We start from the raw sequence: 19907 nt of genomic DNA, 5'->3' as shown, positions 1-19907 counted from the left end.
CTCCTTTACAACTGTCCGCATGTACGGTTAATCGCATCCCACAAGCCACAGAGATAGTTAGCCCCAAGTGCACGATCATATAAACCATAGCCCGGACGACCGTCTTCGCCCCAAATCATACGGCCGTGGTCAGGACGGACGGGGCCTTCAAAACCGATATCGTAAGCAGCTTTCATAATTTCATACATATCTAAGTTCCCAATCTGGGATTTATGGGCTACTTCATTGAACACCCACGGTTCATGGACCTGGATGTTGCGGACATGAAGGAAGTTTATGCGGCCCATTTTACCGAATTTACGAATGATGTGAGGAATATCGTTTTGACGGTTCGAGCCGAGAGAGCCCGTGCAAATCGTAAATCCGTTACTTTCGCTGTCGACCATCTTGGCAATCTTCATGAGGTCACTTTCGTTTTTGACGATGCGGGGCAGTCCAAAAACAGAAATGGGGGGATCGTCGGGATGAATCGCCATTTTGATTCCCACTTCTTCAGCAACGGGAACAATGGCTTTCAGGAAATATTCGAGATTTTTGCGCAGACCGTCTTCATCCATGCCCTGGTACTGTTCAATCAGGTGGGACAGTTCTTTCAACCGTTCCGGTTCCCATCCGGGAAGGACAAAACCATTCGTATTATCAAGGATTTCCCGAGTCATGTCTTCCGGCGTCTTACCGGCAATGAGATGGTAGTCATAAGCGAGAACCGTCGAGCCGTCATACAAGGGTTTAGCAAGTTCCGTCCGAGTCCAGTCAAAGACAGGCATGAAATTGTAGCATACCATTTCGATACCGGCCTTGGCAGCATTGCGAAGGGACGTAATATAATTTTCGATGTACTGGTCGCGGCTCGGCAGGCCTAATTTAATGTCTTCATGGACATTGATGCTTTCCAAATCTTTGAATACTAAGTTGTTGGCTTCCGCCTGTTGCTTGATATGCATCAACGGTTCAACCGGCCACACTTCACCGACAGGAATATCAAATAAGGCACCGACGATACCATCCATGCCTGGAATTTGATCGATCTGCTGCAGTGTAATTTTGTCATCTTTCTCTCCGTACCAACGGAATGTCATTCTCATAGGTTAATTCCTCCCAATTTATAACTTAATAATAAATTTTTTATTTTTATTGCGTTTTTGTTTATCTCTTTTGCATTTACATACTACCATACTAGTATTTTATTTTCAACAAAAAGAAGAATAGTTGATTAAGACGAATAGGGCGGCAAATATACATGATTTTTGCGCAACTATCGACTATGACGATTCCAAACACCTTACACGCTGCAAAATTATTATGACCAACTGTGCCAAGAAGGTTAACGGAACCTAATCGACCTAAAAAAACACTCTTCTAAATGATATAAGAGTATTCCTATATCGATTCAGAAGAGCGCGCTTATGATCAATAATATCTTATTTGTTTCGTACTGACTTGACAGCGACAATGAATTTCTTCGCCGTTTCCGTAATTTCATCGGCCGTCTTACCGCCGCCCGTCAAGGCTCCGCCGGCACCGACAGCTACGCAGCCTGCTTTAATCCATTCACCGGCGTTGTCGACGTTAACGCCGCCCGTCGGCATGAGCGGTGCCTGCGGCAAGGGACCGTGGATGGCTTTAATAGCCTTCATGCCTACGACTTCTCCCGGGAAGATCTTAATGACGTCAGCACCGCATTCAAGGGCTGTTACGACGTCTTTCAAGGTCGTCGTTCCCGGCATAACGGCCACGCGGTAGCGGTTGCACAGCTTGATCGTTTCGACGTCTAGGGCCGGCGACACGATGAACGCTGCTCCTTCGAGGATGGCAATGCGGGCCGTAACGGCATCGAGTACCGTGCCGGCACCGATGATGACATCGGGATTATCGGCATATTTCTTCGCCAATTCCCGAATAGCTTCATGAGCCCGCGGCGTCGTAAAGGCCAACTCAATGGCCGTGACACCGCCTTTGATGCAGGCTTCCGACATGGCAATAGCTTCTTCCGGATTGTTGCCGCGGATGACGGCAACGACACCGATTTCTTTAATTTTATTGACGACTTCTATCTTGTCCATCTGGATGAACTCCTTTCACACACACGAATCGATTACGAATGGCTGGCCTGGAAGGCTTCCAACTTTTCTCTCGTCGGCAGGCCTTCGTTATCTCCGGCTACCTGAATAGCCATGGCCCCGATAGCGGCGCCCCTGCGGGCAGCATCTTCCAAATTCAAGCCGTCCAGAAGGCCACTGGTAAAACCGACGGCAAAGCCGTCACCGGCACCGACAGTGTCGACGATGTGCTTGACGTGATAACTGGGGACGTACAATTCTTCCTTTTCCGTCCGAATATAGGTACCGTCACTGCCGCCGAGTTTGATGACAACGGTCTGGACGCCTCGCTGGAGATAATACCGGGCGATGTCCTGTTCGCTTTCCCGACCGGTCAGAATCCGGCCTTCACCGAGGCCCGGCATGACGATATCGGCGTACTGGGCAGCATCGTTGATGACCCGAGCCATGGCTTCCTCTGATTTCCAGAGCATGGGCCGCAGGTTAGGGTCGAAGGAAATGCGCACACCCTTACTGTGGGCCCGCATCATAAGCGTATAAATCGTTTCCCGGCACGATTGCGACAAGGCCAGGGGGATTCCCGTCACATGAAGGTGATCGACGCCGGACCAGTCGATACCGGCTAAGTCAGCCGGTTGAAAATGAGAGAATGCCGTATGCTTGCGGATATTGGCCACGAACGGATCTCCTTCGGCAACTTTTTCTTTCATCTGGAATCCCGTCATATGGTCATCATCGGTCCATACATACTGTTCGTGAATATTATTTTCTTTCAGAAAATTGACGATGCAGCGGCCAAAGGGATCGATCCCGACCTTGGAGATATACGATACATTATTTCCCAAACGAGCCATACCGACGGCATAGTTCAGTTCAGCCCCACAGACGTGGCGGGAAAAATGTTCGACCGATTCCAACGGCCCCGTTTCGTCCGCGATGAGAAGGCCCATGGCCTCGCCAATAGTAAGCACATTCTTCATGTTAATTCCTCCATAATATAAAACGGGACTGTCGCAGCAGACAGTCCCGTTACCGATTTTCCAATTCAACCTACACTGGTCAGGCTGCTGCCAAGATATACAGGAAAAGCTATTTCTTGACTAAAAGGGAAAACATCACAAAACTATTTTACTAAATATCCCCCATCGACAGGAATAATCGCACCACCTAAGTAATCACTGGCATGTGAACATAAGAATAAGCAAGGGCCTTTCATGTCATCGCCGGTACCCCAACGATGTGCCGGAATGCGTTCTGTAATCTGAAGGTAGCGAGGATTATTTTTATCAAGAAGGGCTTCATTCATCTCAGTGGCCATATACCCGGGAGCGATAGAGTTTACATTAATACCTCTGCCAATCCAATCATTGCTCAGCTCTTTTGTTAATTGAGCAATTCCGCCCTTTGCCGCAGAATAAGCCGGTACGGTCTGTCCCCCGAAGAAGGAGGCCATAGACGCAACCGTAACAATTTTACCGTAACCTTTATTCAACATGATCTTTCCGGCTTCCCGGCAAAGGATAAACACCGAATTCAGGTTGACACTGATTACTTCATCCCATTCTTCTATGGGGAATACTTCTGCACTATGCCGCCTTTGAATCCCGTGTGAGGTGACCAAAATATCCAGATCTCCACCGAGAGCCTTTACACCTTCATTAAAAACACGATATACTTCATCGCGAATCGCCAAATTTCCCTTAACGCCATGGCATTTAAATCCTCTGTCCTGAAAGTCTTTACTTACGGAAAAAACCTTATCTGAGGTGCCGACAATGACAACTTCCGCTCCAGCCTCCAGAAGGCCTTCGGCCATGCCATATCCAAGACCTCGTGTGCCTCCGGTTACAATAGCTTTTTTACCACTTACATCAAAAATATTATCGACAGAAAGATTCATTGTAAATACCTCCCCCATTATTCATCAAACAAAATTACCATTTTTTTAACAGACGGATCAGGATTTTCTATTTTATCAAAAACTTCTTGAATCTGGCTGAATGGAATGTAGTTGGTAGCAATTCCTTTCAAGTTAAATTCGCCATTTTCCATTCGTTTAATCGTAGGTTCGAACTGATAGCAAGACATCCGTGTTCCGATAATATCTAATTCTCGCTGATTAATCATCGCTTGGGAGATTTGTTCAGGATCTGTAACAAACCCCAGCGGTACGACCCGGCCGGCGTTGCAGACAATTCCGGGCTCCATAATCATCGTTAAAGATCCGGGGAAGCAGGCCGAATCGAAAGCAATGGTTACCCCATGACCATCGGTCAACTCATGAATCCGTTGTTTCAAATCTTCTTGCTTCGTATTAATAACAAAATCGGCGCCATATTCCTTTGCCCGTTCTAAAGAGCTGTCGCTGATATCGGCACAAATAATTTTTTTGACGCCCTTAGCCTTACATGTCTGTAAAATAATGGCACCAATTGTCCCCGTCCCCAAGATAAGAACGGTATCGTCCGATACGACACGCCCTCTTTGCGTGCAATGTGCTCCAATGGCAAAAGGTTCTACCAAAGCCGCATCTTTCCAAGGAACATCGGCACTTATGGGGTATACTTCATCTGCTGGAACAATGAGATATTCTCTCCAGCCGCCATCATATCCTGAGCCGCGAACCAACACGTTTTCGCAGACGTTTTTACGATGAATACGGCACTGGTAGCACGTTCCGCATGTATGAATTAAATCGACAATGATATGGTCTCCCGGTTTGACATTCGTAACCTTAGAACCGACAGCAGCTACAATCCCTGCATTTTCGTGGCCGGGAATGCGTGGATAAGATGCGCATGGGTTTGACCCATTATAAATATGGAAGTCACTGCCGCAAACACCGGCCGCTTTCATTTGAACTAAGACATCATAATCGCCTTTAACTTCCGGGCGAGGCACAGTCCGTACCTCATAAGTATGTGCACCAGTAACAACGACTTCTTTCATCATATCTGACATGATTATTCCTCCCTTTAACGATAAAAATCACTATATGAATAATTCTTATTTACTTCATCAGCTCAAGAATCCCGATTGACAGCGCCGGGAAAAAGGCAAATAAGAATGCACAGACAATTTCAACAGCCACAAACGGTATTAATCGTCTTGCCACTTTAGCTACCGGTTCCCCGCTAAGACCGCAAGAAACAAACATGGTAGTCCCAAAGGGCGGCGTTGCTTGCCCCATGGCTAACAAAAATACAAAAAGTAAACCAAATTGAACGGGATCGACGCCAAATTTAATCGCAATTGGGGCTAAGATTGGGCCTAAAATCAAGTTAGTAGCCCCTACCTCCAAGAACATCCCGCAAATGGTCAGCAAGATGATAATTAACACCAAGAATACCGACGCATTGCTAGCAACGGCCATAAACCCTTTAGTTACTAAGACCGGAATATGATAGAAGGTGACAATAAAGCCAAACATCTGCGCCGTAACGACGAGGAAAATAATATTCGCTGTCGTAACCGCAGTCTGCCGCACAACATCAAAAATCTGAGCTCCCGTAATTTCCCGATAAATTCCCAAGCAGACAAAGAATCCATAAAATACAGCCACAACCGCACTTTCCGTCGGAGTAAAGATTCCGCCATAAATGCCTCCCAAGATAACCAGCGGCATTAAGAGTGCCCAGATAGCGTCGCGGAATGACAATAAAAAACGTTTGAAAGAAAAGCTGTCGTTGCAGGGGAAATTACATTTCTTGGCTTTAATATATGCATATACACAAAGGAAAAAGCCGCAAATGATTCCTGGCACAATCCCTGCCATCAAAAGTTTCGCTACCGATGTATTCGTAATATTGCCATAAATAACAAATACTGTAGAGGGCGGAATGACAATGCCTAAGGTACCTCCAATGGCTTGGCAAGCTGCGGAATAATCTTTAGGGTAATTTCGTTTAACCATTTCCGGATACATGATTCCTCCAATAGCGGCAGTTGTTGCAACAGAGGAACCGGAAATAGCTGCAAAGAAAGCACAGGCAACAATAGATACTAATGAAATACCCCCGGAAATCCATCCGACAAGAGAATCAGCAAAGGAAACCAGCCGTCCAGATAATCCGCCTTTAGCCATAATATCTCCGGCTAAAAAGAAAGCCGGTAATGCCAACATCGCAAAGTTGTCGCATCCTGTGAATATCTTTTGTGTAATCATGGCTAACGACAAATTGGGATCCAGCAAAATAGCACTGATACAAGCCCCACCCAGTGCCCAAGTAATAGGCAATCCAATTGCCATTAATCCGACTAATACTACAAGAAGAGCTATTGCAGATAACTCCATAATCTTTCGCCTCCTTATCCTTTATTGACAGACTGCACATCTTCTTTACCATGCTTAAAACACCGTTCTTTCATCTGGAATAAGATAGACAAGACCGTCAATCCAAACCCGAGAGAAACGATTCCGTACATTATATTCATCGGCAGACGTAGGGCCGGACTCATCTGGTATCCGCCGATTTCGATCATTCCGAAGCTACTGTAGAAAAAGACACTGGCAATAATAAAGGCTAATATTTGTCGAATAAATTCCAGCCTTTGTTTGTTCTTTTCAGAAAGAGCGTTATCAATCAAATCGATACTGACAAATTGATTTTTTGTGATAGCAACATTAACCCCAAGGAGGGTCAGCGCTACATAGAGATATCGTGACGCTTCTTCTGACCAGGGAATACTGTAAAAGACAACATATCGGGTTACCGTTTGTATAAATACAATGCTCATGATCAGGATCAAAATGACCGCATTTAAGCACATAACCCACTCTTGGATGCGTTCAAACCAATTCCCGCTGCTCTTCATCCCTATTCCCCCTCTTTAATATCGACAGCCGTTTGTTTAATACGATTTAAGGTATCTGTAAACGCGCCGCTAAACTCTTCGCGTACGCCTTGGGTAGCCGCAATAAACTGTTCCTTATTGGGATACGTAATTGTCATGCCTTTTGAAGCCAAGGTATCTAAGGCTTCTTTATCCATCTGTCGACTTAAACGTCGTTCATCTAAATTAGCCCGATTCATGCATTCTGTAATGAGCTGTTGATCCTCAGGGGTAAGACCTTCCCAAGTCTGAGGCGACATAATCAAAAATACAGTAGAGTATACATGCTGTGTAATAGCCATGTTTTTATTTACTTCTACAACGTTATTTTTGTCAATGACCGTCGGCGGATTTTCCTGTCCGTCCAAGGCCCCTTGCTGAAGGCCTGTATAAGCATCGCCCCAGGACATCGGTACAGGATCGGCCCCTAAGGCCTTCCAAAGCTCTTGATGAATTTTATTTTCCATAACACGAACTCTCAATCCATAGACATCGTCTACATTGACTACAGGCCGCTTAGAATTTGTCAAATCCCGGAACCCTGATTCCCAAATCCCAAGTCCGTGCAGTTTAACAGAAGACAATCGCTGAAGAAAGTCATTTCCGATGGGACCTAAAAACACAGCGTCTGCATGTTTTTCACTTTCAATCGTATAGGGAAGGTCAAAGACGGCAATTTCCGGAATAAAATTAGCCAATACACTTTGATTAACCACAGCAATATCTAAATTTCCTAATTCACAGGCTTCTATATTATCTCGTTCGCTGCCCAATTGGCCATTATGAAATACGCTAATCTGTATGCGCCCGTTACTTTTATCGTAAACATCTTTTGCAAATATTTCTAAGCTCTTACCAATAGCACCATCAGAAGCTGAGGCCTGAGCCAATCTCAAATGGGCTACGCCATCTGCATCGTACACACTCTTATTCCCCCACAGCCGGCGGACAGCAAGAGCGTGCCCAATAAAAGCAGCCCCATCAGAATTCTCCGCATTATATTCATCTCCTTTTAGTCTTATATTTTATTATGGAAGTTGTAAAGCTCCATCGATTTTTCTGGTCTGTGTCCACTGGACAATTTCATTACTGCAAGGATATTTAGCGGCTTCCTCTTCATTAATATCGACCCCTAATCCGGGCTGATCGTTAGGATAGACATATCCATTGCGGAATTCAGGCAGCCCTGGGAATACCTCCAATAGCGCACCATGAGGACCTTTAACATCTTGGATAACTACATTAGGCGGTTCAATGCCGGACCATTCTTGAACACCGAAATTAGGTGCCGCTAAATCAATATGAACATTAGCCGCATGGGCAATCGGCGTCATATCTCCCGGGCCATGCCAAGCCGTCTTGACTCCGAATTGCTCTGCAAAAACAGCTAATTTTCGAGCCGGAGTAATCCCGCCAATTTGACTGAGGTGGACGCGAATATAATCAATTAACTGCTCTGTAATCAAATCCCTCCATTCAGCAGGATTATTGAATAATTCCCCTTCTGCCAAGGGAGTCGTAGAACTCGAACGAATCTTTCTGAACCATTCAATTTGGTCTAAAGGCAGTACATCTTCTACAAAGAAGAGGCGATACGGCTCTAATTCTTTAACGAAGCCCATAGCTTCTGTCGGACTGATGCGTTCATGGACATCATGAATGAGTTCAATATCAAAGCCCAATTTTGAACGAATCCCATCAAACAACTTTAAGGTATCTTTAATATACTGCTGACTATCTAAATAAATCCCCGGATAAGCCCCTTCTGGAGAATCAGCTACTCCCTTAGGCTGCCAGGTACCGCCATATCCCCCGCATTGACACCGAATGTGCTTGATTCCCATTTCCTGAAATCTCTGAATATTTTCACACAATTCTTCTAACGTTCTTCCGTCTGCATGCCGATATACTGGAACCCCTTTACGAATACGCCCTCCGAAGAGCTGATATAAGGGCAATCCGGCAAGTTTACCTTTTATGTCCCACAAAGCCATATCAATACCCGAAATAGCATTGTTCTCAATGGGACCATTTCTCCAATACCCATTCTGATGCATTAACTGCCATAATTCTTCAATATCTTGGGGGTCTCGTCCGACTAACAAGGGCTTTATATATTCTTCAATCAGACACTTTACGGCTTTTACCCGATAAGCAAAGGTTGCACACCCGACGCCATATAATCCGTCTTGGTTGGTCATCACTTTTACTGCCGCCAGATTAATCCCTTCCGGAGCCGTCAATATTACACGGACATCAGTAATTTTTAAGCTCATCAATACTCCTCCTAACACACTTGTATAATTAAATTCATATCTTTAAACGATAATTACCTAAATATTCCGCTCGCTCAACTTGTATGTCGTCATACAAGTTGAGCGAGAATAAACTACCTCCTCCCTTATCGCTTTTTTGACATAATATTCGGTAACTGATCCATGGCATGCTGCATATGTTCTTCCATCCACATCTTAGCTTCGTTAGAATCTTTATTTCTCATTGAATTTAAAATCTTAGTATGGTAATAGACACCATCTTTGTAACCAAAAAGAAGATTCAGTTGTTGGCTGGAACGGAGGGTCTGTCCTAAAATACTTTGCAAAGCACTTTTGATGAGAACATTCCCCGAAGCACGGCTAATTTCTAGGTGAAATTGCATATCCGCCTGAACAAAGGCATTAGGCTCGTTACTTTTCTTCTTCATCGTTTCCAAGATGTTCTGCAATTTATCTAATTGAGTCTTGCTAATACGCGCTGCGGCCAAAGATGCACTGCCACTCTCTATAATCTTCCGAAATTCCAAGACCTTCAGAATATCGTTATAGTCACTCTGAGTCAGTGTATGAATGGTATTCACGACGCCACGCACATCATTATTTTTTACAAAGGTGCCTCGGCCATGTTGCCTTTCCAAAATATTCAAAGCAATGCATTGCTGTATCGCAGTTCTTACACTGGATCGACTGACATCCATCATTTTCGTTAACTCATTTTCTGAGGGAATTTTAGATCCGATAGGCCAAGTCCCGTTTTCAATATTTTCTTGTAAAAAAGAAAAAACTTGTTGTGATATATTTGTCTTTTTAATAATAGGCATAGCAATCTCCCAAATAGAATAACTTGTATGACGTCTTTCAAGTTGACTTGATTGTATCATTCAATATGTAAAAATTCAATAGCAAAATAAACAAAAATGCATCGCTTGATAAAAAAGAATAATTTTATATCAAGCGATGCATTTCATTCAATAATACTTAGAGAACGACGTTTTTCTGATTTCCGGCAAGATAAGCGTCGATATTATCAAAGACGATAACCGCCCGCTTAGCCATCGATTCAGCCGTCGCAAAGGCTACGTGCGGCGTGACGATGGTATTCTTTGAATGGAGGAGGGGATGATCGGTGTCGAGGGGCGGTTCTTTTTCAAAGACGTCGATGCCGGCACCGGCGATTTTACCACTGTTGAGGGCGTCGGCTAAGTCCTTTGAGACGACAACCGGACCGCGAGCTTCATTGATAAGGAAGGCTGTCGGCTTCATATAAGACAGGGTTTCTGCGTTAATCATGCCCTTAGACTGTTCCGTTACCGGGCAATGAAGGCTGACGATGTCAGACTGAGCCATCAGTTCTTTCAACGGCAAATACTTGATCAATTCCGTATCTTCTTTATGGGAGAAACCGTTGTAAGCGATGACCTTAGCACCGAAGGCATGGACCAATTCGGCTACGCGATGACCGATATGACCGGTCCCGATAAGACCGACGGTTTTCCCTTCCAATTCGTTGCCGACAAGCCCTGCTTTCGTGCCTCCGGCCCGGCAGGCTGCGTCGACTTGAGGAACGCGGCGCAGTAAATCAAGCATCATGGCAATGGTCAGTTCTGCAACGGCAACGGTCGAATAGCCCGATGCGTTGCTGACTTTGATGCCTCTGGCCTTGGCAGCGTCGAGAGCTACGTGATCGACGCCGGTAAAGGCGACATCGATATATTTTAAATTCGGGCAGGCGTTGATGACCTCTGCCTTAAGGGGCATATTGGCAATAATGAGGATATCGGCATCTTTTGCTTCTTCGATTTGGACAGCGACGTCATCATTTCTTTCATAGGCTGCAAATTCATAGCCCTTTTCCGTAAGCGGTTTTACATAAGAGTCAAGTAAATCCTGACTGATACCTAACGATTCTAATAAGACGATTTTCATGTTAAAAAGCTCCTTTCAGGATAGTAATCACTGTCTTAATTATACGCAGATAGTAGGGATTTGTAATCCTCTATGGGAAATAAGCATATAAAATGTAATGCTATACAAAAAACAGATAGCATACATCAAAAATAAGGAAAAAAATACTGCCGGCAATCGTGAAGGACTGCCAACAGTAAATTATAGCTGTTTTAATTTTAAATTCGTTTCCCACAACAATTCTTCCATCGACGAAGCGCCTACGGCTTCGGCCGCTTTTAAGACGATGTGAGCACAGGCTCTGGCATCATCAAGGGCTTGATGGTGCTGGAAAGAATAGCCCAGATAACCGGCAACCGTATCGAGTTTATGGTTGGGCAGATCCGGCCACACGCGGCGCGATATTTCTACCGTGCAGGCATACGAAGCCTGTGGTTTTTCTAAATGGTAATACTTCAGGAGACTGCGCAGGACGCGCGTATCAAAAACGGCGTAATGAGCCACCAAAATCCGCCCTTCTAAATGGGTTCGGATATTCCCCCACAAGGCATCGAATTTCGGTTTATGGGCGACTTGTTCCGGCTGAATCCCGTGAATTTCAATGTTTCCCGGGTCGAATACCATAAAGGGAGGCCGAATCAGCGTATAGCCCTGGCGGACACACTGATCGTCATTCATGGTGACCGCCGCCAAGGAGCAGGCACTGTTGGCGTATTTATTGGCCGTTTCAAAATCAAATGCCGTAAAATCAAGCATACGATACCATCCTTTTGACAAAAATCTAAAATCTACTTACAATAAAATCTGCATTCTGATTACGTTATCTGTACGAGGTATTTCTATGACCAGTGAACAATATACCTTTGCGGCTCAGGACCGGACATTTTCCGTAACGGTCGTCCGCAAAAAAGTAAAGAATATCAATCTCCATATCCGAAATGACGGGAATCTATTTATTTCAGCCTCGCCCCGTGTGCCCTGGGAGTATATCGAAGCCTTCTTACAAAAAAAGAGCGACCTTATCTGCCGAGCCGTCCAAAAGATGCAGGAACAGCAGCAAAATTCTCCCTTCCTGACACTGAGTGACGGCGAAACCCTCTTGATTACAGGCAATCCTTACCTTCTCGACGTCAGACTGGGCCTTCGCAATTCCATCCGGCGAAACCAGGACACGGTGTTTATGGAGCTCAAGGAAGATACGCCGCAGACGAGGCAGAAACTGTATCATCAGCTTTTGCAGCGCATTGGAGCGCCCCTTTTTTCAGACAGTCTCCAACGAATGCTGCCCTTATTTAAAGAATATAACCTCAAAGAACCGGTCCTCAAACAACGAATCATGCGTTCTCGCTGGGGCTCGTGCATGCCCCTAAAAGGCATCGTGACCATGAACACCTACTTGGTCATTATGCCGGAAGCCATCATTGACCACGTCATGCTCCATGAGCTCTGCCACTTCATCCACCCCAACCATTCCCGCCATTTTTATGACGTCATGACCGTCCGCATGCCGGACTGGAAGGAGCGCCGCAAGGCCATGAACCGCTATCTGCCCTACTGCATCTGATAATCAGGTGGAATCGTCGCTGCAAGTTCCGGCTCGCCGTCTTTGAAAGTCAGGATGAACACATCTTTAATCGCATCGTGATTGGCGTCAAGGGAAATCGTCCCGGTCGCCCCTTGGTAGTCAATCGTCTTGACCAATTCTTTAGCGACCTCTGTCGGATCCCCGGACTGACAGCGTGAAATGGCGGCTGCCGTCATCATAAAGGCATCGTAGCCAAGGGCTGCATAGCCATCGGGCCAAACGCCGTATTTTTCATAATAGGCTTGAGAGAACTGACGAGCAGCCTCACTCGACTCGTTTCCGGCATAGTGATCGGTATAATAAAGATTCGTCAGATATTGAGGCTCAATATCCCTTTCCATTTTAAGGCTGTTCCAGCCGTCAGGCCCCAACAACGGCACGGAGATTCCTTGACTTCTCAATACTTTAATAGCCGGAATCGTCCAATCGTCGTATCCCGGCAGATAAATGACATCGACGCCGTCGGCTTTTAATTCAGATACAACCTGAACGAGTTCTCCCGGATCCGATACAGCTCGAAAGATAGGGACCTCGCCTCCGCCGGCAAGAAAAGCGCTGCGAAAGTATTCTGCCAGTCCTTGCGCATACATCTTATCAGGATAGTAAAAGACAGCCGCCCTGCCGGCATGAAGGTTATGGCGGGCATAATCTACCATAGCCCGACCTTGAGAGGCGTCGATAAAGGCTGCTCGGAACATGTATTGATAGACTTCATTGGCCCGAATATCGACAGTAATATCGGGCTGTGTCCCGGCCGGACTGATAAGGGGAATCTTAACGGCTTCCACATTTGGAATGACGGCTCTCGTACAGTCGGTTATATCAGGACCGATGATAGCCGACACGTGTCGTACGTTCAGCTGCTGAATCGCAGCCACGGCATCTTCGGGCTTTCCGTGATTATCTACCGATACCAGCTGTACCGGTTTGCCCAGCAGGCCGCCGCGTTCATTGACAATATCCTTCGCCAATTCGATGCCTCGTTCGGTTGACGCCGAATAGGACATCCCTTTTCCGCTCAGAGCCAGATTGGTTCCGATGAGAACGCCTGTATACTGGCGAATAAAGGTACATCCGCCCAACAAAAAGGCAGACAAAAAGACAAATAGGACAAGGAACTGAACATTTTTTTTCATGAAAGTCCTCCTTCCTCATTTGAAAAAAAGTCTGCCAAAGTTTTTTATCAAGGCAAAAACAGCAAGGGGTTCGTCGGCGATCCATTGACCCGGACCTCATAGTGGACGTGAGGTCCCGTACTCCGGCCGGTGCTGCCGGCCAGTGAAATAATAGATCCGGCTTGGACTTCCTGTCCGACTGTAACGAGGAGCATGGAATTATGACCATAGCGGGTAACAAAACCGTTTCCATGATCGATTTCAACCAAGTTACCGTAGCCATCGACCCAGCCGGCCATGGTAACCTTGCCGGCTGCCGTTGCCCGAACGGGGACACCGTAGTCAACGCCGATATCGATCCCTTCATGGAAGCCGGAACCACCGCCAATAGGATTCCCTCGATACCCGAATTCAGACGTAACGGTCCCTGTGACCGGCCAAATAGACGGCACGGTAGATGCGCTGTTGGGACTGCCTGAATTGCCGCCGACCTGGTACATACGGCTGTTTTGCTGCATCTGCAATACTTGTTGACCGGCCGTATCGCTAAGGACGGTCTTTAAGGTGATAAAGCTGATAATACGGGCATTGCTGCGCGTTTCCAAACGAGAGGTGGCCAATAACAGGTCATTGTAGCTGGCATTCGAAAGGTCCGGAGATTTCTTCTGTCCCCCTGCTACGCCACCGTCACCTTTTGGGCTGTCACCAGCCCCCGATCCCTTGACCATTTGCCGCAGTTCCTGGTCGAGTGCATCCATTTTATCCATTTTTTCTTGGAGCGATGTCGTCTTATCCCGCATCAGCTCCAGCTGCTGTTCATGCAGCATTTCTTGGTCTTTAGCCTGTTGGAGCGAAACGAATTCATAGATACCGATGCCGACAGCAATTACAATGAAAATTGCTGTCGCGACTCCGATGCGAATGAATTTTTTATACTGCTCCGGCGTTACCACCAATGGTTCGGTCCGGTCAACCTGCAAAGAGGCAGGCCACCAAGCCGGCATCTTCGTCGGCTTTACTCGCTGCCACCAATTTTGCAGGGCCTTCATCCATGGATAGTCCTTAAGTTGGAACTTCACCTTTTTCCCCTCTTTATTCTTCCGTATCCTTCTGAATAGCCTGCATGTCACCGCTGTAATTCAAAGCGTTGTCCAGGCTTTCTTTTTCTTCTTCACTCATGCCATAAAGACACTTTCCGTCAACAATTGGTTTTGCAAAAATACGGGATTCATTGCGGCCATACACACTGGAAAGACAGAATCCGTCATTTTTCCCATCGAGAACCGTAAAGGCAAAGCTTAAATTATTGCCGATATTGTCAAAGGCATTGTATTTTACGAAACCGATTTTACGGAAACAGTGGTTCTGTACAGCCATGATATCTTTTTGTGTCTGATGAATCAAATCCAGGGTCCCCTGCAGATTGTGCAGCTTTTCAACATCATCCCGCAGTTTCGCTTCGACGCTGGTTCCCGTTTCATCCTGCATAAAAAAGGTATACTTCGTTTCTAATTTTTTGATTTTCCAGTGTAAAAAGGCAATATAGACGAGCAAAATCAATAAAAGCAAACCGCCTATACCGGCAAGCGCCATCGCAGCAACCTGCATGTCAACATTAAACATTTTGTTCCTCCCGTAGATATACCAATAGATTATATATGAAACGAAGAAAAGGTCGACCGCTCACGGCCGTCGTTTTCTTCGGTGAGTATCGACATCAGTCGTTCAAACTCCGCTTCTGATGAAAATGAAATTTCAATTTTTCCTCGTCCCGGTCCGGGCCGCATCTGAATAGAAACATCCGTTCCCAAAGCCATCTTCAGCTTATCCTGTAAGAGTGCCAGATGGGCATCGGGCTCCGGTTTCGGACCGTTCTCAGCCAGTAGTCGCCGTACAAAAGCTTCGGCCTTTCGGGCGGACAACTCGTATTTCAAGATGTAAAGGGCTGCTTCGCACTGCTGTTTCTCCGTCGGAAGCTGCAATAAGGGACGGGTCTGTCCCATAGACAGTTTGCCTTCGACAATCAAACTTTTAATCGCTTCCGGCAGCTGCAGCAGCCGGACCATATTGGCGACATGAGAGCGACTTTTTCCAACTTTCTGCGCCGTCTGCTCTTGGGTCAGACCAAACTCAGTCATCAAGCGATCATAAGCCAGACCTTCTTCAATCGCATCCAAGTCTTCGCGCTGCAAATTTTCAATAAGCGCGATTTCAGCGGCTTCTGCCATGGTATACCGACGAATAATCGCCGGAATCAGTTTCAGCCCGCATCGCCTGGCCGCCCGCAGCCTTCGCTCTCCGGCAATGAGTTCGTACTGACCGGGTCCTGACTTTTGGACGACAATGGGCTGAACCAAACCATGCTGGCGGATAGACTCGGCTAAGGCCTCTAAAGCCGCTTCATCAAAGGAGCGACGCGGCTGCCTGGGGTTGGGTACAATACATTCGACAGCAATGTCAGTGATTCCTTCCTTTTTCGCAGAATGACCGTCGCCTGCCACCATGGCCACCTCATTTCTCTCGTAATTATTTTTAGGTCTATATTATAGTATATAGTCTATCACTCATTTAATCAAATATTTATTCTCTCATCTTTTCTCCAATTTTATGAAAGTTATATGATATAATAAGGAAAAAAATACCTCATTCAGAAAGGATGTAACATATGCCACTATTTACAGATCCCTTAAAGGAAATAGACGCTGCCAGCGTCAAAGAATATGCCCAGCAGCGCGGCGCTCAAGAGCTGTCCGATGATATTGTAAACGAAGCCTGCCAACGCGTCATGGAACTGGCAAAACCACAGGCCTCGTGCCAGCAGTGCTTCTACGATAATACGTCGCACATGGTACTCTGCGACAGTCCTTTTACCGTCAACAGCCAGGCAGCCCGTCAGCTCATCGAGGATTCGGCCATCGTCTTAATGTATGCCGTCACCCTCGGCGAAACCGTGGAACAAGCCATCGACAAGCTGTTCATGGATAAAGAAATCACCCGAGGCTTAGCCCTCGATTCGGCCGCAGCCGTTGCCACGGCTAACTACACCAAGCAGCTCGTCGATACTCTCGATGAAGCCAGTGCCGATAAAGGTTATAAAGCCGTATGGGCCATGAGCCCCGGTACCGGTGACTGGCCGGCCGGTCAGACAGCCAATATCGCTCAAGCCGTTCATGCCGAACAGATTGGTGTCTCCCTTCTTCCCAGCGGTATGCTCATGCCCCGTAAAACAGTCGCCGGTATGATTGGCCTTAACTTTGCCGAAGGCGGATGCAGCACTTGCGGCGGTTCCTGCGGCGGCTGCGCCATGGCCGGTCACTGCGGAGAATAAATTATAACACCGTCAGTCTCCATAACTTGAATATCTATGTTAAAGGACCTGCCATGTAAATGGCAGGTCCTTTTTGTTATGGTATAATTCAGTTACTTAAAAAATGGTTTTAAGAATGATGGTCTGATTGCGGTTCGGACCGACAGAGACGATTCCCAGAGGTACGCCGACGAGTTCGCTGATCCGTTCCACATAATGACGGGCTGCTTCCGGCAGTTCATCATAGGATTTGCAGTTTGAAATCGACGTCTTCCAACCCGGCATATCTTCATAAATCGGTTCGACGTTTTCAAGGACATCGAGGCTGGCCGGATATTCTTTCAGCTGCTGGCCCTTGTATTTATAGCCCGTGCAGATTTTAATCGTATCCAAGTCGTCGAGGATGTCGAGGCGGGTAATAGCCAAATAATCGAGGCTGTTCAACATGGCTGCGTATTTTACAACAGCCGTATCGAGCCATCCGCAGCGGCGGGGACGGCCGGTAACGGTACCGAATTCGTGACCCGTATTGCGCAGATAATCACCGATTTCGTTGAGCTGTTCCGCCGGGAACGGACCGGCACCGACACGAGTCGTATAGGCTTTTACGACACCGACGATATTTTCCATGCGGCGCGGACCGACACCGGAACCGGTGCAGGCACCGCCGGCCGTCGGATTCGAGCTGGTAACGAAAGGATATGTACCATGGTCTAAATCAAGCATAGCTGCCTGAGCCCCTTCAAAGAGGACCTTCTTACCTTCACTGACGTAGAGGTTAGCCGAGTAGTTCGTATCCTTTACATACTGGCGGATTTGGTCGGCATAGCCGAGGTATTCCTGGAGTACTTCATCGTAATCGAAGCCCTGGCAGCCGTAATATTTTTCAAAGAGACGATTTTTCAATTCCATATTGCTACGCAATTTTTCCGCAAAAACATCGCGGTCCATGAGATCGCCAATGCGAATGCCGACACGGTTGATTTTATCGGCATAGCAGGGGCCGATACCATTTTTCGTCGTGCCGATTTTAGCATCGCCCTTGAGCTTTTCATCTTCTTCATCAATACGGACATGGTACGGCATAATGACGTGTGCCCGCGTAGAAATTTCCAGCTTACTGATAGTTACGCCTTTTGAAGTCATGCTTTCAATTTCTTCGAGGAGGACTTTCGGGTTAACAACGACACCGCTGCCGATGATACAAGTTTTTTCGGAAAAGAGGATTCCCGACGGCAAGAGGCGCAGTGCAAAGGACTTATCGTCAACGACGACCGTATGGCCGGCATTATTCCCACCTTGGGAGCGGATGACGACGTCGGCTTTTTGGGCCAAATAATCTACGATTTTACCTTTTCCTTCGTCGCCCCACTGGGTTCCGATTACCATTGCTGTAGCCATGTATTCAACATCCCTTCATGAATTGCAAAATTAACAAACACTTACATTATACCATAGGCCTTATAGTTATGCTACTAAAAAGGCAATAGCTTTTACCCCTTTTTTACGATGTCAGCTTGAATAAAAAAAATTTTCCCTCGGGCTCCCTATAAAAATAAAAAAGAAACATTTCGATACAGACTTGATAAAACAACTCATTGGCTTATTTCAACAAATATTGTATAATATGGAAATACCAAAGAAAAAACTGAAATTCAATTTTTATTACCAAGGAGAGATTTTTACTATGTTATTTGATACCTGTCGCATCGGCCGTATTGAAACGAACTGCCGTATTATCCGTTCTGCTACGTTTGAAGGAATGGGAAGGTACGGTGTGCCGACAGAAAATCTGACCAAAATGTATGAAAAATTGGCAGACGGCGGTGCCGGTATCATCATTACCGGTATGATGGCTACCAATAAAATGGAACCGCGGCAGCACTGCCAGATTCGAATTGACGATGACCAGTGCATCGAACCCCTTGCCAAGGTTACCCAGCACGTCCACGACCACGGCAGTAAAGTCGTCGCTCAGCTCGTCGTCATGGGATCGGCCATCCTCCTGCCGGAAGTTCCCGAAGGGGAAGAACGCATCATCTTCAGTCCCAGCGGCGTTACCGAAAAGGTCGCCAAATGGACCCAAGAATCGAAGGCCTTGACAATCGATCAGATTCATAAACTGATTGAAGCCGTTGCCCGGGCAGCCAAACGAGCCCAAGAAGCCGGCTTCGACGGCGTCCAGTTCCATGGGGCTCACGGTTATTTGGCCAGCAAATTCTTGTCCCCCCACTTTAACACCCGTACCGATGAATACGGCGGCAGCTTAGAAAACCGGGCCCGCTTCCTCTTAGAAGCCATTGCGGCTATGAGAAAATCCGTCGGTCCGGACTACCCCATTTGGGTCAAGCTGAACTGTGCCGACTTCATGAAAGACGGCAGCCTGACCTTTGAAGAAAGCAAACAGGTCATGACCTGGCTTGCTGAAGAAGGTGTCGATGCCATCGAAGTCAGCGGCGGCAATACATCGTCCCTTCCGCGCAAAGGGCCGATCCGGGCCATTAAGCGCACGAAGGAACCGATGTATTTTAAAAACTATGCTGCCGAGGCCGCTTCCTTATTAAAAGGTAAAGTCGATATCGGCGTCGTCGGCGGCTTCCGCAGTGCCGAAGAAATGGAACAGGCCCTTAGTGAAACGGATTTGGCCTTTATTTCCATGAGCCGCCCCTTCCTGCGTCAGCCGGATCTTCCCAAACGGTGGCGCGAAGGCGATACCGAGCCGTCCTTATGCATTTCCTGTTCGCGCTGCTTCGGCGCTGAAAACGTCGACTGCATCTTCAATAAGCGGGAAAAAGAAAATCAAGAAGTCTGAGATTCTATACTGAA

At 46.7% G+C, this 19907-nt stretch carries 20 protein-coding genes; 3 read left to right on the top strand and 17 right to left on the bottom strand.

The genetic code is table 11. From position 1 onward, the window contains the following. Positions 1-5: 5 nt before the first annotated feature. From uxuA to A0U42_RS03220, 12 genes are all read right to left on the bottom strand, one after another. Complete coding sequence (gene uxuA / locus A0U42_RS03275) at positions 6-1085, bottom strand: mannonate dehydratase (RefSeq protein WP_065359857.1); 1080 nt, start codon at positions 1083-1085, stop codon at positions 6-8. A 336-nt stretch (positions 1086-1421) separates the two neighbouring features. Next, positions 1422-2063: a bifunctional 2-keto-4-hydroxyglutarate aldolase/2-keto-3-deoxy-6-phosphogluconate aldolase gene (locus tag A0U42_RS03270; RefSeq protein WP_065359856.1), complete on the bottom strand. Its 642-nt coding sequence runs from the start codon at positions 2061-2063 to the stop codon at positions 1422-1424. A 32-nt stretch (positions 2064-2095) separates the two neighbouring features. After that, positions 2096-3040 (bottom strand): sugar kinase, encoded by a 945-nt coding sequence (locus tag A0U42_RS03265; RefSeq protein ID WP_065359855.1) that lies wholly within the window; start codon positions 3038-3040, stop codon positions 2096-2098. Between the two features lie 143 nt (positions 3041-3183). Then, positions 3184-3960: an SDR family oxidoreductase gene (locus A0U42_RS03260; RefSeq protein ID WP_065359854.1), complete on the bottom strand. Its 777-nt coding sequence runs from the start codon at positions 3958-3960 to the stop codon at positions 3184-3186. A gap of 17 nt (positions 3961-3977) precedes the next feature. Further along, complete coding sequence (locus A0U42_RS03255; protein ID WP_065359853.1) at positions 3978-5021, bottom strand: alcohol dehydrogenase catalytic domain-containing protein; 1044 nt, start codon at positions 5019-5021, stop codon at positions 3978-3980. Positions 5022-5070: 49 nt separating this feature from the next. Further along, a complete protein-coding gene (locus A0U42_RS03250; protein WP_065359852.1) occupies positions 5071-6354 on the bottom strand; it encodes a TRAP transporter large permease in 1284 nt (427 codons plus the stop codon). A gap of 14 nt (positions 6355-6368) precedes the next feature. Continuing rightward, a complete protein-coding gene (locus tag A0U42_RS03245) occupies positions 6369-6875 on the bottom strand; it encodes a TRAP transporter small permease (protein ID WP_065359851.1) in 507 nt (168 codons plus the stop codon). Positions 6876-6877: 2 nt separating this feature from the next. Beyond that, positions 6878-7816, bottom strand: a complete 939-nt coding sequence (locus tag A0U42_RS03240) for a TRAP transporter substrate-binding protein (RefSeq protein WP_218055517.1) — start codon at positions 7814-7816, stop codon at positions 6878-6880. Between the two features lie 105 nt (positions 7817-7921). After that, entirely contained in the window at positions 7922-9169 is a 1248-nt protein-coding gene (locus A0U42_RS03235) for an enolase C-terminal domain-like protein (protein ID WP_065359850.1), read from the bottom strand. Between the two features lie 125 nt (positions 9170-9294). Continuing rightward, positions 9295-9990 carry a FadR/GntR family transcriptional regulator gene (locus A0U42_RS03230; protein WP_065359849.1) on the bottom strand — a complete coding sequence of 232 codons (696 nt, stop codon included), beginning with the start codon at positions 9988-9990 and terminating at the stop codon, positions 9295-9297. A 157-nt stretch (positions 9991-10147) separates the two neighbouring features. Then, on the bottom strand, positions 10148-11095 hold the full coding sequence (locus A0U42_RS03225; RefSeq protein ID WP_065359848.1) for a 2-hydroxyacid dehydrogenase: 948 nt from the start codon (positions 11093-11095) through the stop codon (positions 10148-10150). A 180-nt stretch (positions 11096-11275) separates the two neighbouring features. Further along, positions 11276-11830, bottom strand: a complete 555-nt coding sequence (locus A0U42_RS03220; RefSeq protein WP_044503384.1) for a 3'-5' exonuclease — start codon at positions 11828-11830, stop codon at positions 11276-11278. A gap of 85 nt (positions 11831-11915) precedes the next feature. Between A0U42_RS03220 and A0U42_RS03215 the strand changes: the two genes are divergently transcribed. Beyond that, entirely contained in the window at positions 11916-12638 is a 723-nt protein-coding gene (locus tag A0U42_RS03215; RefSeq protein WP_065359847.1) for a M48 family metallopeptidase, read from the top strand. On the opposite strand, the gene A0U42_RS03210 is transcribed toward A0U42_RS03215, so the two are convergent. From A0U42_RS03210 to A0U42_RS03195, 4 genes are read right to left on the bottom strand one after another with little or no spacing between them, the layout of a single operon-like run. Next, positions 12626-13795 carry an ABC transporter substrate-binding protein gene (locus A0U42_RS03210; RefSeq protein ID WP_083122231.1) on the bottom strand — a complete coding sequence of 390 codons (1170 nt, stop codon included), beginning with the start codon at positions 13793-13795 and terminating at the stop codon, positions 12626-12628. The two genes, A0U42_RS03215 and A0U42_RS03210, sit on opposite strands and share 13 nt — an antisense overlap. A gap of 47 nt (positions 13796-13842) precedes the next feature. Continuing rightward, the gene (locus A0U42_RS03205) at positions 13843-14853 is read right to left on the bottom strand and encodes a M23 family metallopeptidase (protein WP_044503386.1); all 1011 of its coding nucleotides are present in this window, start codon (positions 14851-14853) and stop codon (positions 13843-13845) included. Between the two features lie 13 nt (positions 14854-14866). After that, positions 14867-15397 (bottom strand): DUF4446 family protein, encoded by a 531-nt coding sequence (locus tag A0U42_RS03200; protein ID WP_065359846.1) that lies wholly within the window; start codon positions 15395-15397, stop codon positions 14867-14869. A 29-nt stretch (positions 15398-15426) separates the two neighbouring features. After that, a complete protein-coding gene (locus A0U42_RS03195) occupies positions 15427-16278 on the bottom strand; it encodes a ParB/RepB/Spo0J family partition protein (RefSeq protein ID WP_065359845.1) in 852 nt (283 codons plus the stop codon). A gap of 161 nt (positions 16279-16439) precedes the next feature. On the opposite strand from A0U42_RS03195, the gene A0U42_RS03190 reads away from it, so the two are divergent. Next, the gene (locus tag A0U42_RS03190; RefSeq protein WP_065359844.1) at positions 16440-17102 is read left to right on the top strand and encodes a hypothetical protein; all 663 of its coding nucleotides are present in this window, start codon (positions 16440-16442) and stop codon (positions 17100-17102) included. 96 nt (positions 17103-17198) lie between these two features. Here A0U42_RS03190 and A0U42_RS03185 read toward each other — a convergent pair whose 3' ends face one another. Continuing rightward, positions 17199-18482, bottom strand: coding sequence for an adenylosuccinate synthase (locus A0U42_RS03185; RefSeq protein ID WP_065359843.1), 1284 nt, complete (start codon positions 18480-18482; stop codon positions 17199-17201). A 286-nt stretch (positions 18483-18768) separates the two neighbouring features. On the opposite strand from A0U42_RS03185, the gene A0U42_RS03180 reads away from it, so the two are divergent. Continuing rightward, complete coding sequence (locus tag A0U42_RS03180; RefSeq protein WP_065359842.1) at positions 18769-19893, top strand: NADH:flavin oxidoreductase; 1125 nt, start codon at positions 18769-18771, stop codon at positions 19891-19893. Positions 19894-19907 lie beyond the last annotated feature (14 nt).

The sequence above is a fragment of the Megasphaera sp. DISK 18 genome, from assembly GCF_001682955.1.
Lineage (GTDB): Bacteria > Bacillota > Negativicutes > Veillonellales > Megasphaeraceae > Megasphaera > Megasphaera massiliensis.
This window is presented reverse-complemented; position numbering and strand designations above follow the sequence as displayed.

What these genes read in the sequence shown, in the direction of transcription:
- uxuA (WP_065359857.1), bottom strand. Translation starts at nt 1,085, where the DNA reads ATGAGAATGACATTCCGTTGGTACGGAGAGAAAGATGACAAAATTACA.
- A0U42_RS03270 (WP_065359856.1), bottom strand. Translation starts at nt 2,063, where the DNA reads ATGGACAAGATAGAAGTCGTCAATAAAATTAAAGAAATCGGTGTCGTT.
- A0U42_RS03265 (WP_065359855.1), bottom strand. Translation starts at nt 3,040, where the DNA reads ATGAAGAATGTGCTTACTATTGGCGAGGCCATGGGCCTTCTCATCGCG.
- A0U42_RS03260 (WP_065359854.1), bottom strand. Translation starts at nt 3,960, where the DNA reads ATGAATCTTTCTGTCGATAATATTTTTGATGTAAGTGGTAAAAAAGCT.
- A0U42_RS03255 (WP_065359853.1), bottom strand. Translation starts at nt 5,021, where the DNA reads ATGTCAGATATGATGAAAGAAGTCGTTGTTACTGGTGCACATACTTAT.
- A0U42_RS03250 (WP_065359852.1), bottom strand. Translation starts at nt 6,354, where the DNA reads ATGGAGTTATCTGCAATAGCTCTTCTTGTAGTATTAGTCGGATTAATG.
- A0U42_RS03245 (WP_065359851.1), bottom strand. Translation starts at nt 6,875, where the DNA reads ATGAAGAGCAGCGGGAATTGGTTTGAACGCATCCAAGAGTGGGTTATG.
- A0U42_RS03235 (WP_065359850.1), bottom strand. Translation starts at nt 9,169, where the DNA reads ATGAGCTTAAAAATTACTGATGTCCGTGTAATATTGACGGCTCCGGAA.
- A0U42_RS03230 (WP_065359849.1), bottom strand. Translation starts at nt 9,990, where the DNA reads ATGCCTATTATTAAAAAGACAAATATATCACAACAAGTTTTTTCTTTT.
- A0U42_RS03225 (WP_065359848.1), bottom strand. Translation starts at nt 11,095, where the DNA reads ATGAAAATCGTCTTATTAGAATCGTTAGGTATCAGTCAGGATTTACTT.
- A0U42_RS03220 (WP_044503384.1), bottom strand. Translation starts at nt 11,830, where the DNA reads ATGCTTGATTTTACGGCATTTGATTTTGAAACGGCCAATAAATACGCC.
- A0U42_RS03215 (WP_065359847.1), top strand. Translation starts at nt 11,916, where the DNA reads ATGACCAGTGAACAATATACCTTTGCGGCTCAGGACCGGACATTTTCC.
- A0U42_RS03210 (WP_083122231.1), bottom strand. Translation starts at nt 13,795, where the DNA reads ATGAAAAAAAATGTTCAGTTCCTTGTCCTATTTGTCTTTTTGTCTGCC.
- A0U42_RS03200 (WP_065359846.1), bottom strand. Translation starts at nt 15,397, where the DNA reads ATGTTTAATGTTGACATGCAGGTTGCTGCGATGGCGCTTGCCGGTATA.
- A0U42_RS03195 (WP_065359845.1), bottom strand. Translation starts at nt 16,278, where the DNA reads ATGGTGGCAGGCGACGGTCATTCTGCGAAAAAGGAAGGAATCACTGAC.
- A0U42_RS03190 (WP_065359844.1), top strand. Translation starts at nt 16,440, where the DNA reads ATGCCACTATTTACAGATCCCTTAAAGGAAATAGACGCTGCCAGCGTC.
- A0U42_RS03185 (WP_065359843.1), bottom strand. Translation starts at nt 18,482, where the DNA reads ATGGCTACAGCAATGGTAATCGGAACCCAGTGGGGCGACGAAGGAAAA.
- A0U42_RS03180 (WP_065359842.1), top strand. Translation starts at nt 18,769, where the DNA reads ATGTTATTTGATACCTGTCGCATCGGCCGTATTGAAACGAACTGCCGT.